The following is a 14,783-nucleotide window of genomic DNA, read 5'->3' on the forward strand; positions in this document are numbered from 1 at the left end:
CAGCCGCCGTCGCACCGGATCGGCCTATTGGGCGGCGCGCGGCGCTGCCTCGCCGAGCCCCGCATCGACCATGGGATCGCGGCGCAGGCGCGCGAACAGCAGGTGGTCCTCCCACACGCCGTTGATGCACAGATATTCCCGCGAATAGCCCTCGCGCACGAAGCCGCAGCGCTCCAGCAGGCGGATCGAGGGCGCATTGGCCGGCATGCACGCGGCCTCGATCCGGCGCAATTGCAGGCGCTCATGAGCCACCGGCAGCAGCGCCGACAGCGCGGCGCGCATGTGGCCCTTGCCGGCGAACGGCTCGCCCATCCAATAGCCGAGGCTCGCGGCCTGGCACACGCCGCGCCGCACGTTGGACAGGGTCAGCCCGCCGAGCAGCGCATGGTCGGCGCTGCGGAACACGAACATGGGATAGGCCTGGTCGGCGAGCATGTCGCGGGCATAGCGCCGGAGCCGGCGGGAAAAGGCGGCGCGGGTGAGGTCGTCGGCCGGCCAGAGCGGCTCCCAGGGCGTGAGGAACGCCCGGCTGCCGGCCCGCAGATCGCGCCACTGGGCGAAGTCGGAACTCTGGGGCACGCGCAGATAGACGCCGCCGGCCTCGACGGCCGGAAGGGGATCGGCGGAAAACAGGGAGGTCAGCGGCCACATAAGCGTGGCCTCGAAGCGGGCGACGGCACAGGCCGCCGCCGGGAATCAGGAACGGGTCCGCCGGGCGATGGAGCGTCCAGCGCTGCACTGACTTTCGATCCCAAAGGCGACACGGCGTCCGCCATTCTCTTCCGGCCTCCACCCGGAGACCGCCTCCTCGGCCGCACCGGCCCCCCACCGGACCCGACCGTCTCCTAACCCGCCAGACGTTCCACGATCCGGGCGGCAGGTTCAAGGCCCGCGCCGGGACCGATGGCCGCAAGCGTGGGGCGCGCCCCCGCACCAGACGGCGCGCCGCCGCGCGCACCTTGGCGACGTCCACCGCCTCCACCTTGGCGACGATCTCCTCCACCGGGATCACCCGGCCGAAGGCGAGCATCTGCCGGGCCAGCTGGTCCGCCCGCGCGCCCGAACTCTCCAGCGCCGCGAGCAGGCCCACCTTCATCTGCGCCTTGGCACGGGCCACCTCGGTCTCGGTCACGGTGTCGCCGGTCTCCAGCATCTGGTCGACGACGGCGGCGGTCAGTTCCCCCACGTCGCCCTCGTCGGTGCCGGCATAGACCCCGAACAGGCCGGTGTCCGCATAGCTCCAATGGAAGGCATAGATGGAATAGCAGAGGCCGCGCTCCTCGCGCACGTCCTGGAACAGGCGCGAGGACATGCCGCCGCCGAGCACGTTCGCGAGCACCTGCACCGCATGGTGCTCCTCGTCCTTGAACGAGCAGCCCTCGATGCCGATCAGCAGGTGCACCTGCTCCAGGTCGCGCGGCGCCAGATGGACGCCGCCGGCATAGGAGGCCGGCATCTGGACCGCCGGGTGCTCGCCGGAGATGGCGGCAAGCCGCCCGCCCGCCTCAGTGACCAGACGGTCGTGGTCCACCGCGCCCGCCGCCGCCACCACCATGCGCGGCCCGCGATAATGGCGCATCAGATAGGTGGCGAGCTGGCCGCGGTTGAAGGACCGCACGGTCTGCGGCGTGCCGAGGATGGAGCGGCCCACCGCCTGGTCGGGGAAGGCGCGCTCCTGGAAGTGGTCGAACACCAGGTCGTCGGGCGTGTCCATGACCGCGCCGATCTCCTGGACGATGACGTTCTTCTCGCGCTCCAGCTCGTCGGCGGCGAAGGCCGGCTCGGTGAGGATGTCGGCCAGGATGTCGACGCCGAGCGCCACGTCCTCGCCCAGCACCCGCACGTTGTAGGAGGTCTGCTCCACCGAGGTGGCGGCATTGATGTCGCCGCCCACCTGCTCGATCTCCTCGGCGATGCGGCGGGCGGAGCGGCGCTTCGTGCCCTTGAAGGCCATGTGCTCCAGCAGATGCGAGATGCCGTGCTCGTCGTGCGCCTCGTCGCGCGCGCCCGCGCCCACCCAGATGCCGAGCGATGCGGTGCCCAGATGAGGCATGTCGTCGGAGACGACGGTGATGCCGTTCGGCAGCGTGGAGACCTTCACGCTCATGCGGCGGCGCCGGCGCCCAAGCGGGCGGTGCGGGAGATGAAGGCTTCCACGGCGGACAGGTCGTTGGGCAGCACGGTGACGTGCTCCTTGCGGGTCAGGAGGTCGGCCATGTGCGGCGGCAGCGGCGGGCGCAGGCCCGTGGCCGCCTCCACCGCGTCCGGGAACTTGGCGGGATGGGCGGTGGAGAGCACCACCTGCGGCACCTTGCGGGAATGCTCCACCTTGTCCGCCACCGCGAGCGCGACCGCCGTGTGGGGGTCGGCGAGATAGCCGGCATCGGCGAAGGCGCGGGCGATGGTCTGCGCCGTCTCGGCTCGTCGGCGCGGGCGGCGGAGAAGGTCGGCGGCGATCGCCGCCTGTGCGGCGCGCGGCAGGCTGAAGGCGCCGGACTGGGCGAGCGAGCCCATCATCTCCCGGACGGTTGCGGCATCCCGGTCCAGGGCCTCGAACAGCAGCCGCTCGAAATTGGACGAGACCTGGATGTCCATGGACGGCGAGGACGAGGGCTTCACGCCCTTGGTCTCGTAGCGGCCGGTCTCCAGGGTGCGCGCCAGGATGTCGTTGACGTTGGTGGCGATGGAGAGATCGGCGATGGGCAGGCCCATCTTCTTCGCCACCCAGCCGGCGAGGATGTCGCCGAAATTGCCGGTGGGCACCACGAACGACACGGAGCGGTGCGGCGCGCCGAGCGCGGTGGCGGCATAGAAATAATAGACCACCTGGGCGACGATGCGCGCCCAGTTGATGGAGTTCACGCCGGCGAGCGCGAGGCGGTCGCGGAAGGCGTGGTGGTTGAACATGGCCTTCACCATGGCCTGGCAGTCGTCGAACGTGCCTTCCACGGCGATGGCGTGCACGTTGGGCGAGGCGACCGTGGTCATCTGCCGCCGCTGCACCTCGCTGACGCGCTTGTGCGGGTAGAGGATGAACACGTCCACCGCGTCCGAATGGCGGAACGCCTCGATGGCCGCCGAGCCGGTGTCGCCGGACGTGGCGCCGACGATGGTCGCCCGCGCCCCGCGCGCGCCGAGCACATGGTCCATGAGGCGGGCGAGCAATTGCATCGCCACGTCCTTGAAGGCCAGCGTCGGACCGTGGAACAGCTCCAGCACGAACCGGTTCGGCGCGATCTGCACCAGCGGCACCACAGCGGGATGGCGGAAGCCCGCATAGGCGTCCTCGATCATGAGGTCCAGCGCCCGGCGCGGAATGGACTCCGCCACGAACGGCGCGATCACGGCCTTCGCCACCTCGGCATAGGGCTTGCCGGCGAGCGCCGCGATCTCCGCGTCCGACAGCGTCGGCCAGGTCTCGGGCACGTAGAGGCCGCCGTCGCGGGCAAGGCCGGCGAGCAAGGCGTCGGCGAAGGACAGGACGGGGGCCTCGCCCCTTGTGGACACGTAGCGCAAGGGATCCTCTGGAATTGCATGCCGATAGGTGCGCCGCGCCAGACTAGACGCATAGGCCGCCCGGCGAAAGCCGCCAGAACCCGCGGAATGCGGCGCGGCGGCCGCCGGTGGATAAGGCCCGGCGCGGCCGGCGCTACTCAGGACGGCCGTTCTCTGCTAGAGCGCTGGCACGAAACGAAGGAACCGCAGACCTCATGATCCCCCGCTACAGCCGCCCCGAAATGGCCGCCATCTGGACCCCCGAGCAGCGCTTCCGCATCTGGTTCGAGATCGAGGCGCACGCGGCGGATGCCATGGCCGAGCTCGGCATCGTGCCGAAGGAGGCGGCCGCCAAGATCTGGGAGCTGGGCGGCCCGGCGGAGTTCGACATCGACCGCATCGACGCCATCGAGCGCGAGGTGAAGCACGACGTCATCGCCTTCCTCACCCACCTCGCCGAGTTCGTCGGCCCGGACGCCCGCTTCGTCCATCAGGGCATGACCTCGTCCGACGTGCTGGACACCTGCCTCTCGGTGCAGCTCACGCGCGCCGCCGATCTGCTGATCGCTGACCTCGACACGCTGCTTGCGGTGCTGGAACGTCGCGCCGTCGAGCACAAGCTCACCCCAACGGTCGGCCGCTCCCACGGCATCCACGCCGAGCCCACCACCTTCGGCGTGAAGCTCGCCATCGCCGCGGCCGAATTCCAGCGCAACCGCGCCCGCCTCGTCGCGGCGCGGGAGGAGATCGCCACCTGCGCCATTTCCGGCGCGGTCGGCACCTTCGCCCATGTGGACCCGCGGGTGGAGGAGCATGTGGCCGCCAAGATGGGGCTGAAGGTGGAGACCGTCTCCACCCAGGTGATCCCGCGCGACCGGCACGCCATGTTCTTCGCCACGCTGGGCGTGGTCGCCTCCTCGGTGGAGCGGCTCGCCACCGAGGTGCGGCATCTCCAGCGCACGGAAGTGCTCGAGGCGGAGGAGTATTTCTCGCCCGAGCAGAAGGGCTCCTCGGCCATGCCGCACAAGCGCAACCCGGTTCTCACCGAGAACCTCACGGGCCTCGCCCGCATGGTGCGCGCCTATGTGACGCCGGCGCTGGAGAACGTGGCGCTCTGGCACGAGCGCGACATCTCCCACTCCTCCGTCGAGCGCATGATCGGCCCGGACGCCACCGTGACTCTGGACTTCGCCCTCTCCCGCCTCACCGGCGTGATGGACAAGCTGGTGGTCCATGCGGACAACATGCAGAAGAACATGGACAAGCTCGGGGGCCTCATCCACTCCCAGCGGGTGCTGCTCGCCTTGACCCAGAAGGGCGCGAGCCGCGAGGACAGCTATCGGCTGGTGCAGCGCAACGCCATGCGGGTCTGGCGCGGCGAAGGCGACTTCCGCACCTTCCTGCTCAACGATGCGGACGTGCGCAAATACCTGTCGGAAGACGACATCAACGAGAAGTTCGACCTCGGCTACCACCTGAAGCACGTGGATACGATCTTCAAGCGCGTGTTCGGCCACGCCTGAGCGCCGCTGAAACGAAAAAGGCCCGCCGGAGCGGGCCTTTTTCTTGTCCGGATGCGCCTCAGCGCGCCACCACCGCGCCCACCAGGATCGCCAGCGGCGGCAGCCACGTCATTGCCAGGGCCAGATCGCGCCGTCCGCGCCGCCACATCACGAGGCCGAGCAGCGGCGAGAGCACGCACACCGCAAGGCTGATGCCCCAGCCCGCCACCGCCGACGCCTCGCCTCGCGCCCCTTCCGGCCCGCCGAAGACGAAGCCGGAAATGGCGATCAGCAGCACCACGATCGCCGCATCGGCGAGGATGCCGAGCGTGATCGCGATCTTGAGCGCAAGGGTCGGCGCGGTGGAGGCCTCAGCCAACGGCGCGATCCCCGAGGGCGACGCCCTTCTCCTCCAGGAACGGGACCAGTTCGCCCGCCTGGAACATCTCGCGGACGATGTCGCAGCCGCCCACGAACTCGCCCTTCACGTAGAGCTGGGGAATGGTCGGCCAGTTGGCGTATTCCTTGATGCCCTGGCGCAGCTCGTCCGACTGGAGCACGTTGATGCCCTTGAAGGGCACGCCCACGTGGTCGAGGATCTGCACCACCTGGCCCGAGAAGCCGCACTGCGGGAACTGGGGGGTGCCCTTCATAAACAGCACCACATCGGTGCTCTTGACTTCCTGATCGATGAAATCGTGCGCGCTCATGATCTTACTTCCGCAAATTCGTGGCCGCCGGGCGGCAACCGTCGGTGTAAAGATCGGCCGCCCGAAGGGAAAGTGCAAGATGGCGCCGGCCGGCCGCACGCGGTCGGGAGGTGCACCGACCAAAGGTCAGGGCGTCTCCGGCACGCTGGTCTGCAGCGCGAGCGCGTGCAGCACGCCGCCCATGTTCCCCTTCAGCGCCGCATAGACCATCTGGTGCTGCTGCACCCGGCTCTTGCCGCGGAATGCTTCCGAGACGATGCGGGCGGCATAGTGGTCGCCGTCGCCGGCGAGGTCCTCGATCACCACGGTGGCGTCGGGCAGCGCCTCCTTGATGAGCTGCTCGATCTCTCGCGGGTGCATGGGCATCGGGCTGTCCTCGAAATCTGGCCTCAGGAGGCGCCCATATAGATGGGCAGCCACGTCTCGTGCCGGTCGCGCAGGGATTCGACCATGATGGCCCGGTCATCGGGGATTGCAAGCTTGTCCCCGCCGGTCTTGCCGATCTTCGCCACCGGCACGCCCAGGGCTTCCGCCTTGCGGGCGATCTCGGCCGTGTGTCCGCTCGGTACGGTGACGATGTAGCGCGCCTGATCCTCGCCGAACCACCAGGCGAAGGGGTCCATGCCGGCCGGCGGCGCCTCCAGCGAGGCGCCCAAGCGGCCCGCCATGGCCATCTCGGCGAGCGCCACCAGCAGGCCGCCGTCGGAGATGTCGTGCACCGCGGTGGCGATGCCGTCCAGGATCAGCGACCGCACGAAATCGCCGTTGCGCTTTTCCGCCACCAGGTCGACCGGCGGCGGCGCCCCCTCCTCCCTTTCGCAGATGGTGGAGAGGAACTTGCTCGCCCCGAGCCAGCCCACGGTCTTGCCGACCAGGAGGACCGCCTCCCCGGCGGCCTTGAAGCCGAGGGTCGCGGTCTTCTGCATGTCCTCGATCAGGCCGACGCCGCCGATGGTGGGGGTCGGCAGGATCGCCTGGCCGTTGGTCTCGTTGTAGAGGCTGACATTGCCCGAGACGACCGGGAAATCGAGCGCCTCGCAGGCGGCGCCGATGCCTTTCACGCAGCCCACGAACTGGCCCATGATCTCGGGCTTTTCGGGATTGCCGAAGTTGAGATTGTCAGTCACGGCGATGGGCAGCGCGCCGACCGCGGTGAGGTTGCGCCACGCTTCGGCGACCGCCTGCTTGCCGCCCTCGAACGGATCGGCCTCGCAATAGCGCGGCGTCACGTCGGTGGTGAAGGCGAGCGCCTTGGGGCCGTCCTCCACCCGCACCACGCCGGCGTCGCCCCCTGGACGCTGCACGGTGTTGCCGAGGATGAGGTGGTCGTACTGCTCCCACACCCAGCGCTTGGAGCACAGGTCCGGCGAGGCGATGAGGCGTTCCAGCGCGTCGGCCACCGAGGAAGAGGTGCGCACGTCCGCCGGCGCGATCACCGGACGGGGCTTGGGCTCGGCATAGGGCCGGCGATATTCCGGCGCCTCGTCGCCCAGTTCCTTGATGGGCAGGTCGGCTTCCACCAGGCCCTTGTGCTTCACCACGAAGCGCAGGGTATCGGTGGTGTGGCCGACGATGGCGAAGTCGAGCCCCCATTGCGGAAGATCGCCTCGGCCTCGGCCTCCTTGCCGTCGGCGATCACCATGAGCATGCGCTCCTGGCTCTCGGACAGCATCATCTCGTAGGCGCTCATGCCGGCCTCGCGGCACGGCACCTTGTCGAGGTCGAGCTCGACGCCGAGATTGCCCTTGGCGCCCATCTCCACCGCCGAGCAGGTGAGGCCGGCGGCACCCATGTCCTGGATCGCCACCACGCAGCCCGCCTTCATGATCTCGAGGCAGGCCTCCAGCAGCAGCTTCTCGGCGAAGGGGTCGCCCACCTGCACGGTCGGGCGCTTCTCCTCGGCGTCGGCGCCGAACTCGTTGGAGGCCATGGTGGCGCCGTGGATGCCGTCGCGCCCGGTCTTCGAGCCCAGATAGACGATGGCGCGGCCGACGCCGGTCGCCGCCGCATAGAAGATCTCGTCGGTCTTGGCGAGGCCCACCGCCATGGCGTTGACCAGGATGTTGCCGTTGTAGCGCTTGTGGAAGCCCACGGAGCCGCCCACCGTGGGCACGCCGAACGAGTTGCCGTAGCCGCCGATGCCGGCCACCACGCCCGCCAGCAGGCGGCGGGTCTTGGGGTGATGGCAGTCGCCGAAGCGCAGGAAGTCCAGCGTCGCGATCGGCCGCGCGCCCATGGTGAAGACGTCGCGCAGGATGCCGCCGACCCCGGTCGCCGCGCCCTGGTAGGGCTCGATGAAGGACGGGTGGTTGTGGCTCTCCATCTTGAACACCACGGCGAGGCCGTCGCCGATGTCGACCACGCCGGCATTCTCGCCCGGCCCCTGGATCACCCTTTTGCCGGTGGTGGGCAGGGTGCGCAGCCAGACCTTGGACGATTTGTACGAGCAGTGCTCGTTCCACATGGCCGAGACGATGCCCAGCTCCGTGATCGACGGCTCGCGGCCGATCAGCTTGAGGAAATGCTCGTATTCCTCCGGCTTGAGGCCATGCTCGGCCACCAGATCGGGGGTGATGCGGGGCGTATTGGGGATCAGGTTCACGATGTTCGTTTCCCGGCCGTGTCGCTGCGGTGAGGCATCACGAGGCCTCACTTGGCGCGATGGGCGTCATAATAGGCGCGCAGGATGGCATTCATGCGCGTGAGGTGGCCCTTTCCCTGGGCCTTGAACCAGTCGAGCACGTCGCTGTCCACCCTGAGGTGGACCGAGGTCTTGCCGGGCGCCTCGGGAAACACCACGCGGGCATTCTCCCAGAAGCCGTCGGGCAGCTCGTAGGTGGGCGCGTCGGGGGCGGTCTCGAACAGCTCACCGCGGGCGCGCATGGCGCGCAGGTCCTCGAGCGAGCACCTTCTGATATCGCCTTGCTCCCCGGGGACCGACACGCCAAGCGGAGATGACGCGGCGGACGCCGGAGCGCCACGTGAATGCGACGACGTAGTGCTGCCCCTCGAACGCTCCGATCGCAAGGAAGCGCTCTTCTTCGTAGGGGAAGCGTGTGTCTTGGGCTTCGACATGAGGGCCTTCAAATATCTCGACGGCAAGGCCGAAATCGACCTTGTGCTTGCGCAGGTTCTCGACCCGCTTCGCCTCGTCCCATTCGAACTCCATAGGTACACATCCGTGTACACATTTTCAAGCCGAAGGGTCACGCCGCCTTGAGGGCACCGGCGAGGCTCTCGAACAGGCCGCGGCCGTCGGTGGGGCCGATCTCGGCCTCGATGTAGTTCTCGGGGTGGGGCATCATGCCGAGCACGTTGAACTTTTCGGAATAGATGCCGGCGATGCCGTTGATGGCACCGTTCGGGCCGTCCGTCTCGTCGATCTGCCCGTCGCGGCGGGCATAGCGGAAGGCGACGCGGCCTTCGCTCTCCAGCCGGGCGATGGTGGCCTCGTCGGCCGTGTAATTGCCCTCGCCATGGGCGACGGGGATGCGGATGAGGTCGCCCTTGCGGTAGGCCTTGGTGAAGGGCGTGTCGGCGCGCTCCACGCGCAGCAGCACCTCGCGGCACACGAACCTGAGCCGGGCATTGCGCACCAGCACGCCCGGCAGCAGCCCGGCCTCGCACAGGATCTGGAAGCCGTTGCAGATGCCCAGCACCAGGCCACCCTTGGCGGCGTGGGCGCGCACCGCATCCATGATGTTGGCGCGCGCGGCGATGGCGCCGCAGCGCAGATAGTCGCCGTAGGAGAAGCCGCCGGGCAGCACCACGAGGTCGGTGCCCGAAGGCAGTTCATGGTCGGCGTGCCAGACCACCTGCGGCTTGGCGCCGCCGACGATCTTGAGCGCGCGGACGGCGTCCTGCTCGCGGTTGGAGCCGGGAAAGAGGATGACGGCTGGTTTCATGGTCTCTCAGTGGGTGCCGACGAGGTCGAGCCTGCGTTCGATGCGATCGAGGCGCGCGTCGTGCCGCGCGAGGATTCCGTAGATGTTGTGCACGTCCTGATGCAGGCCGGATACGTGGGAGCGCATAGCGGAAAGCTCCTGCCGCACTTCCTCCAGCTTCAGGTTCATCTGGTCGACCGGGTCTGCATCGACTTCAGAACCTCATAAAGAAGCTCGTTCGTGACCTCGGCCATCTCGCCCTCTCGGCGGCCCTGCCCGCGCCGCGTCCCGCAAGGATATCACATCACTCCGCGAACTCGACCTTGTAGGTTTCGATCACGGTGTTGGCGAGCAGCTTGTCGCAGGCCTCCTTCAGGGCGCCCTCGGCGCTGGCGCGGTCGTTGCCGGCCAGTTCCACGTCGAACACCTTGCCCTGGCGCACGCTCTGCACGCCCGCGACGCCGAGCGAGCGCAGCGCGCCCTCGATGGCCTTGCCCTGCGGGTCCAGCACCGCCGACTTCAGGGTGACGATCACGCGGGCCTTCATGACACCCTCGCCTTCATGACAACCTTCATGGCACCTGTCGCTCCGCTTGCCGGCCATGGTTGGCACCAAGGCGCGGCTCAAGGACTGCTGCAACGCAAAACGGGGCGCGGCCCCGCTCGTGCTCGATCTCGTCCGGCCGGCCACTCGCTAGCACTTTTCCAGCGCAGCGCTCAACCGGGCGACACCCTCACTTGACGAGGACCGGCCCCTTGCCCTGGGTCGGGTCGTTCTCCATCAGGATGCCGAGCCGGCGCGCGACCTCGGAATAGGCCTCGACGAGGCCGCCCATGTCGCGGCGGAAGCGGTCCTTGTCCATCTTGTCGTTGGACTTGATGTCCCAGAGCCGGCACGAATCGGGGCTGATCTCGTCCGCCACGACGATCCGCATCATGTCGTTCTCCCACAGGCGGCCGCATTCCATCTTGAAGTCGATGAGGCGGATGCCCACGCCCAGGAAGAGCCCGGACAGGAAGTCGTTCACGCGGATCGCCAGCGCGATGATGTCGTCGATCTCCTGGGTGGTGGCCCAGCCGAAGGCGGTGATGTGCTCTTCCGAGACCAGCGGATCGTTCAGCGCGTCGTTCTTGTAGTAGAACTCGATGATCGAGCGCGGCAGCTGGGTGCCCTCCTCGATGCCGAGGCGGGTGGACAGCGAGCCGGCCGCGACATTGCGGATGACGATCTCGAGGGGGATGATCTCCACCTCCCGGATCAGCTGCTCGCGCATGTTCAGGCGGCGGATGAAGTGGGTCGGCACGCCGATGTCGTTCAACCGGGAGAAGATGTACTCCGAGATCCGGTTGTTGAGCACGCCCTTGCCGTCGATCACTTCGTGCTTCTTGGCATTGAAGGCCGTGGCATCGTCCTTGAAGTGCTGGATCAGGGTGCCGGGCTCGGGGCCTTCATAGAGGACCTTCGCCTTGCCTTCGTAGATTCGGCGGCGGCGGCTCATGGGGGTATACCGTGACTTGAGGAAATCCATTGTTGCCAAGGCTCCGTTCGGGTGACGCTCCTCGGCGGGGCGTGGACGCGCTCGCGCACCACACCCGTCAGGACACTAGCCGATCGCGCGCCGCGATACAACGCGGCCCGCTCGGCGGGACTTCGGCAAGGCGCTGCAAGGCTTCGGCGGCTCGGCGGCGCGCCGCGCGGGCGGCCGACCGCACGATGGCGTGAGCGTCCGCGACATGACGCAGCGTCTTGGACCGTTGATCTAGTCAGTGCCCCGCACTATGCAAGAGCCGCCTCGCGCCGTGCGCCGCACGGGCCGGGATCAGGTCACGCAAACGTCAGGGAAGAGGACTGCCATGACCACGTTCGACAAGCGCGAGGAAGGGTTCGAGAAGCGCTTCGCCCTGGACGAGGAGTCCCGCTTCAAGGCGCTCGCCCGCCGCAACAAGAAGCTCGGCCTGTGGGCGGCCGAGAAGCTTGGCCTTACCGGCGAGGCGGCGGACACCTACGCCAAGGAAGTGGTGGTCGCCGATCTGGAGGAGGCCGGCGACGAGGACGTGTTCCGCAAGCTGCGTGCCGACTTCGACGCCAAGGGGGTGGACGTCTCCGATCATCAGATCCGCCGCAACATGGACGAGTTCCTGGCTGCCGCCGCCGCCGAGGTGAAGTCGGCGGGCTGATCCGGCCGGCGGCGCAGCCCCCCGGGGTCCGTCGCCAATGAAAGCCGCCAACCAAAGCCGCCAACGAAAAAGGCCGCCCCAAAGGGCGGCCTTCTCGATTTCAAAGCGGGGAACCGGTCAGCGCGAGTAGTACTCGACCACCAGGTTCGGCTCCATCTGGACCGGATAGGGCACTTCGTTCAGCTCCGGGATGCGGGCGAACTTGGCGCTCAGCTTGTGGCTGTCCAGCTCGATATAGTCGGGCACGTCGCGCTCGGCGAGCTGCTGGGCTTCCAGCACCAGGAGCATCTGGCGCGAGGCTTCCTTCACCTCGACCACGTCGCCGACCTTCACCAGGTAGGACGGGATGTTGACGCGCTTGCCGTTCACCTTCACGTGGCCGTGGGAGACGAACTGGCGGGCGGCGAAGATGGTGGGCACGAACTTGGCGCGGTAGACCACCGCGTCGAGACGGCGCTCCAAGAGGCCGATCAGGTTGGCGCCGGTGTCGCCCTTCAGGCGGGCGGCCTCCACATAGATGCGGTGGAACTGCTTCTCGCCGATCGAGCCGTAATAGCCCTTGAGCTTCTGCTTGGCGCGCAGCTGCACGCCGAAGTCGGACAGCTTGCCCTTGCGGCGCTGGCCGTGCTGGCCGGGGCCGTACTCGCGGCGGTTGACGGGGCTCTTCGGGCGGCCCCAGATGTTCTCGCCCATGCGGCGATCGATCTTGTGCTTGGCCGCAATGCGCTTGCTCATGTAACGCGGATCCTTGATGTTCTTCAGTGGGTTGGGATCGCGCCCCTCCTCTGCGCAAAGGGTTTGGACCCAAGGTCCCTGCCCTTCCCGCCGACAGGCTCGCCTGGCGCGCTGCCACACGATGCCACGGGTGCGTGAAACGCCGAACGGGCCGATGGCGGCCCGCAAGGTCTGGCGCTCTTAGTCGGGCAGGCGCGCGGAGTCAATGCCGGCGGCCGTTTTCCCCGGCGGCGCGCATTCATTCACGATACGAATGTTTCACTCACAAGAAATATTCTTGCATCAAAGTACGTCCATCCGCCAGTATCCCGCGACCATCGACCGTTCCGCCGCCGCCCATTGGAGACTTGCCGTGAAAGTCCTCGTCTTCCAGCACGTCGCCGCCGAGCACCCCGGCAGCTTCCGCGATCTCATGCGCGCCGACGGCGTCACCTGGGATGCGGTGGAGCTGGACGAGGGCGAACAGATCCCGCCGCTCGACGGCTACGACGCTTTGATGGTGTTCGGCGGCCCCATGGATGTCTGGCAGGAGGAGGAGCATCCCTGGCTCGTCGCCGAGAAGCAGGCGATCCGCGACTGGATGGCCACCGGCCGGCCCTATCTCGGCGTCTGCCTCGGCCACCAGCTGCTGGCGGATGCGCTGGGGGGCAAGGTCGGCCTCATGGCGAAGCCGGAAGTGGGCGTCACCGACGTGAGTCTGACGGCCGACGGCGCGGCTTCGCCGCTCTTCAGGGGCCTGGGCGAAACGTTCCCGACCCTGCAATGGCACGGCGCCGCGGTGCTGGAATTGCCCAAGGGCGCCAAGATCCTGGCCGAGAACGCCCACTGCCCGATCCAGGCGCTCCAGGTGGGCGCGCGGGCGTTCGGCATCCAGTATCACGTGGAGCTGACCGAGGCGACGGTGCCGGAATGGGGCGAGATCATCGAGTATCGCTGCGCCCTCGAAGCCATCACCGGCCCCGAGGGCCAGAAGCTTCTGGAGGTGGCGACGCAGGAGAAGATGCCGGTGTTCCGCGAGGCCGCCGGCAAGCTCTACCGCAACTTCCGGGCCACCTGGGGGTGAGCGTGGTGCTCAGATCCCCTTGCGCAGGGTGTTCAGCACCACGAGGCCGGCATAGCCGTCGGCGGGCGTGATGCCGGCCTTCTGCTGAAAGGCGCGCACGGCCCGCTGGGTCATGGTGCCCACGCGCCCGTCCGTGCCGCCGGTGTCGAAGCCGATCGCGGTGAGGCGGCGCTGGATCTCCTGGATCTCCGACAGGGTCAGCGCCCGCTCGCCGCCCGGCCAGGGGGTGCGGAAGCCTTCGTATCCCATCACCCGGTCGCCCAGATGCACCACGGCAAGGGCGTAGTTGGACGAGGGATTGTAGGAGCGCACCGCATAGAAATTGTGGAGCAGCAGCAGCGCCGGCCCGCCCGGCCCGCCCGGCAGCCACAGACGCGCCGGATCCGGCAGGCCGGCGAGCGACTGCCCGTCGATGGAAGCAAGGCCCATCTGACTCCAGTCATTGAGGGAGCGGCGGGTCTTGTTGTCGGCGAGGTCGGTGTCGAAGCCCATGGGCAGGCGAGCCTCGAAGCCCCAGGGCTCGCCGCGCCGGTACTTGCCGCGCTTCACCAGATAGTTGGCGGTGCCGGCCAGGGCATCGTCCGGCGGCCCGAAGGGCGAGATGCGCCCGTCGCCGTCATAGTCGACGCCCATGTTGAGCCACACCTCGGGCATCCACTGGGTGTGCCCCATGGCGCCCGCCCACGACCCGTTCATCTGGGAGGGGGTGCCCCAGCCGCGCTGGACGATCACCAGCGCGTTGAGCAGCTCGGTCTCCCAGTATTTGCGCCGCCGCGGCTCGCCCCAGGCCAGCGCCGCGAGGCTCGGAAACACCGGCGGCATGGCATTGACGTTGCTCAGGATGTCGCCATAGGCGCTTTCCATGCCCCAATAGCCGAGCATGACGGCGCGCTCGACGCCGAAGTCGCGCTCGATGCGCTCGAACAGGCCGGAATATTCCCTGAGCCGCTGGCGCCCACGCTCGATGCGCCAGTCGGAGACGCGGCGGTTGAGATACTGCCACACCTCCTCGGTGAATTCCGGCTGCGCCTGGTCCTGCGCATAGACGCGGGGTGTCCGGCTTCAGGCCGTTGAAGACGCGGTCATAGACCTCGTCCGAGATGCCGCGGTCCTTTGGCGCGGGGCGCGGAAGCGCCGCGACCCCAGGCGTCGAACGGCTGGGCGGCCGACTGGGCATGGGCCGGCGACGCCAGGAGCCGCCGGCAGCGCCGGCCAG

Annotated in this window: 16 protein-coding genes and 2 pseudogenes; 3 read left to right on the forward strand and 15 right to left on the reverse strand. The window is 68.3% G+C overall.

The window, feature by feature from the left end; translation table 11 throughout:
* Positions 1–24 precede the first annotated feature (24 nt).
* The 3 genes and pseudogenes from AC2W7M_RS08675 to thrC form a co-directional block, all read right to left on the reverse strand.
* On the reverse strand, positions 25–651 hold the full coding sequence (locus AC2W7M_RS08675; RefSeq protein WP_486131697.1) for a GNAT family N-acetyltransferase: 627 nt from the start codon (positions 649–651) through the stop codon (positions 25–27).
* Between the two features lie 194 nt (positions 652–845).
* Positions 846–2,107: pseudogene (locus AC2W7M_RS08680) on the reverse strand (M16 family metallopeptidase).
* Entirely contained in the window at positions 2,104–3,516 is a 1,413-nt protein-coding gene (thrC, locus tag AC2W7M_RS08685; protein ID WP_486131699.1) for a threonine synthase, read from the reverse strand. Before thrC ends, AC2W7M_RS08680 begins: the two are co-directional and overlap by 4 nt.
* Positions 3,517–3,710: 194 nt before the next feature.
* Here thrC and purB point away from each other — a divergent pair, with 194 nt between their 5' ends.
* Complete coding sequence (gene purB, locus AC2W7M_RS08690; RefSeq protein WP_486131701.1) at positions 3,711–5,018, forward strand: adenylosuccinate lyase; 1,308 nt, start codon at positions 3,711–3,713, stop codon at positions 5,016–5,018.
* A gap of 58 nt (positions 5,019–5,076) precedes the next feature.
* Here purB and AC2W7M_RS08695 read toward each other — a convergent pair whose 3' ends face one another.
* The 10 genes and pseudogenes from AC2W7M_RS08695 to purC all read right to left on the reverse strand — a co-directional run bounded on the left by AC2W7M_RS08695 (position 5,077) and on the right by purC (position 11,120).
* On the reverse strand, positions 5,077–5,376 hold the full coding sequence (locus tag AC2W7M_RS08695; RefSeq protein WP_486131703.1) for a hypothetical protein: 300 nt from the start codon (positions 5,374–5,376) through the stop codon (positions 5,077–5,079).
* Complete coding sequence (grxD, locus tag AC2W7M_RS08700) at positions 5,369–5,707, reverse strand: Grx4 family monothiol glutaredoxin (RefSeq protein ID WP_486131704.1); 339 nt, start codon at positions 5,705–5,707, stop codon at positions 5,369–5,371. Before grxD ends, AC2W7M_RS08695 begins: the two co-directional genes overlap by 8 nt.
* Positions 5,708–5,833: 126 nt before the next feature.
* Entirely contained in the window at positions 5,834–6,073 is a 240-nt protein-coding gene (locus AC2W7M_RS08705; protein WP_121625167.1) for a BolA family protein, read from the reverse strand.
* A 23-nt stretch (positions 6,074–6,096) separates the two neighbouring features.
* Positions 6,097–8,303 (reverse strand): annotated as a pseudogene (gene purL / locus AC2W7M_RS08710) (phosphoribosylformylglycinamidine synthase subunit PurL).
* 53 nt (positions 8,304–8,356) lie between these two features.
* Complete coding sequence (locus AC2W7M_RS08715; RefSeq protein ID WP_486131706.1) at positions 8,357–8,590, reverse strand: BrnA antitoxin family protein; 234 nt, start codon at positions 8,588–8,590, stop codon at positions 8,357–8,359.
* Positions 8,574–8,876 (reverse strand): BrnT family toxin, encoded by a 303-nt coding sequence (locus tag AC2W7M_RS08720; RefSeq protein ID WP_486131708.1) that lies wholly within the window; start codon positions 8,874–8,876, stop codon positions 8,574–8,576. Before AC2W7M_RS08720 ends, AC2W7M_RS08715 begins: the two co-directional genes overlap by 17 nt.
* A gap of 37 nt (positions 8,877–8,913) precedes the next feature.
* Complete coding sequence (gene purQ / locus AC2W7M_RS08725; protein WP_486131710.1) at positions 8,914–9,612, reverse strand: phosphoribosylformylglycinamidine synthase subunit PurQ; 699 nt, start codon at positions 9,610–9,612, stop codon at positions 8,914–8,916.
* Between the two features lie 6 nt (positions 9,613–9,618).
* The gene (locus AC2W7M_RS08730; protein ID WP_486131712.1) at positions 9,619–9,780 is read right to left on the reverse strand and encodes a hypothetical protein; all 162 of its coding nucleotides are present in this window, start codon (positions 9,778–9,780) and stop codon (positions 9,619–9,621) included.
* Positions 9,781–9,895: 115 nt separating this feature from the next.
* The gene (gene purS, locus AC2W7M_RS08735) at positions 9,896–10,138 is read right to left on the reverse strand and encodes a phosphoribosylformylglycinamidine synthase subunit PurS (RefSeq protein WP_348833463.1); all 243 of its coding nucleotides are present in this window, start codon (positions 10,136–10,138) and stop codon (positions 9,896–9,898) included.
* A 187-nt stretch (positions 10,139–10,325) separates the two neighbouring features.
* On the reverse strand, positions 10,326–11,120 hold the full coding sequence (purC, locus tag AC2W7M_RS08740; RefSeq protein WP_121625174.1) for a phosphoribosylaminoimidazolesuccinocarboxamide synthase: 795 nt from the start codon (positions 11,118–11,120) through the stop codon (positions 10,326–10,328).
* A gap of 325 nt (positions 11,121–11,445) precedes the next feature.
* On the opposite strand from purC, the gene AC2W7M_RS08745 reads away from it, so the two are divergent.
* A complete protein-coding gene (locus AC2W7M_RS08745; RefSeq protein WP_486131714.1) occupies positions 11,446–11,769 on the forward strand; it encodes a DUF1476 domain-containing protein in 324 nt (107 codons plus the stop codon).
* A gap of 117 nt (positions 11,770–11,886) precedes the next feature.
* Here AC2W7M_RS08745 and rpsD read toward each other — a convergent pair whose 3' ends face one another.
* Positions 11,887–12,504, reverse strand: coding sequence for a 30S ribosomal protein S4 (gene rpsD / locus AC2W7M_RS08750; protein ID WP_486131716.1), 618 nt, complete (start codon positions 12,502–12,504; stop codon positions 11,887–11,889).
* 277 nt (positions 12,505–12,781) lie between these two features.
* Here rpsD and AC2W7M_RS08755 point away from each other — a divergent pair, with 277 nt between their 5' ends.
* Positions 12,782–13,567: a type 1 glutamine amidotransferase gene (locus AC2W7M_RS08755; protein WP_486131718.1), complete on the forward strand. Its 786-nt coding sequence runs from the start codon at positions 12,782–12,784 to the stop codon at positions 13,565–13,567.
* A 9-nt stretch (positions 13,568–13,576) separates the two neighbouring features.
* Here AC2W7M_RS08755 and AC2W7M_RS08760 read toward each other — a convergent pair whose 3' ends face one another.
* Positions 13,577–14,572 carry a lytic murein transglycosylase gene (locus AC2W7M_RS08760; protein ID WP_486131720.1) on the reverse strand — a complete coding sequence of 332 codons (996 nt, stop codon included), beginning with the start codon at positions 14,570–14,572 and terminating at the stop codon, positions 13,577–13,579.
* Between the last annotated feature and the right edge of the window lie 211 nt (positions 14,573–14,783).

The organism is Xanthobacter sp. BG11Y11_SDJG, from assembly GCF_057364445.1.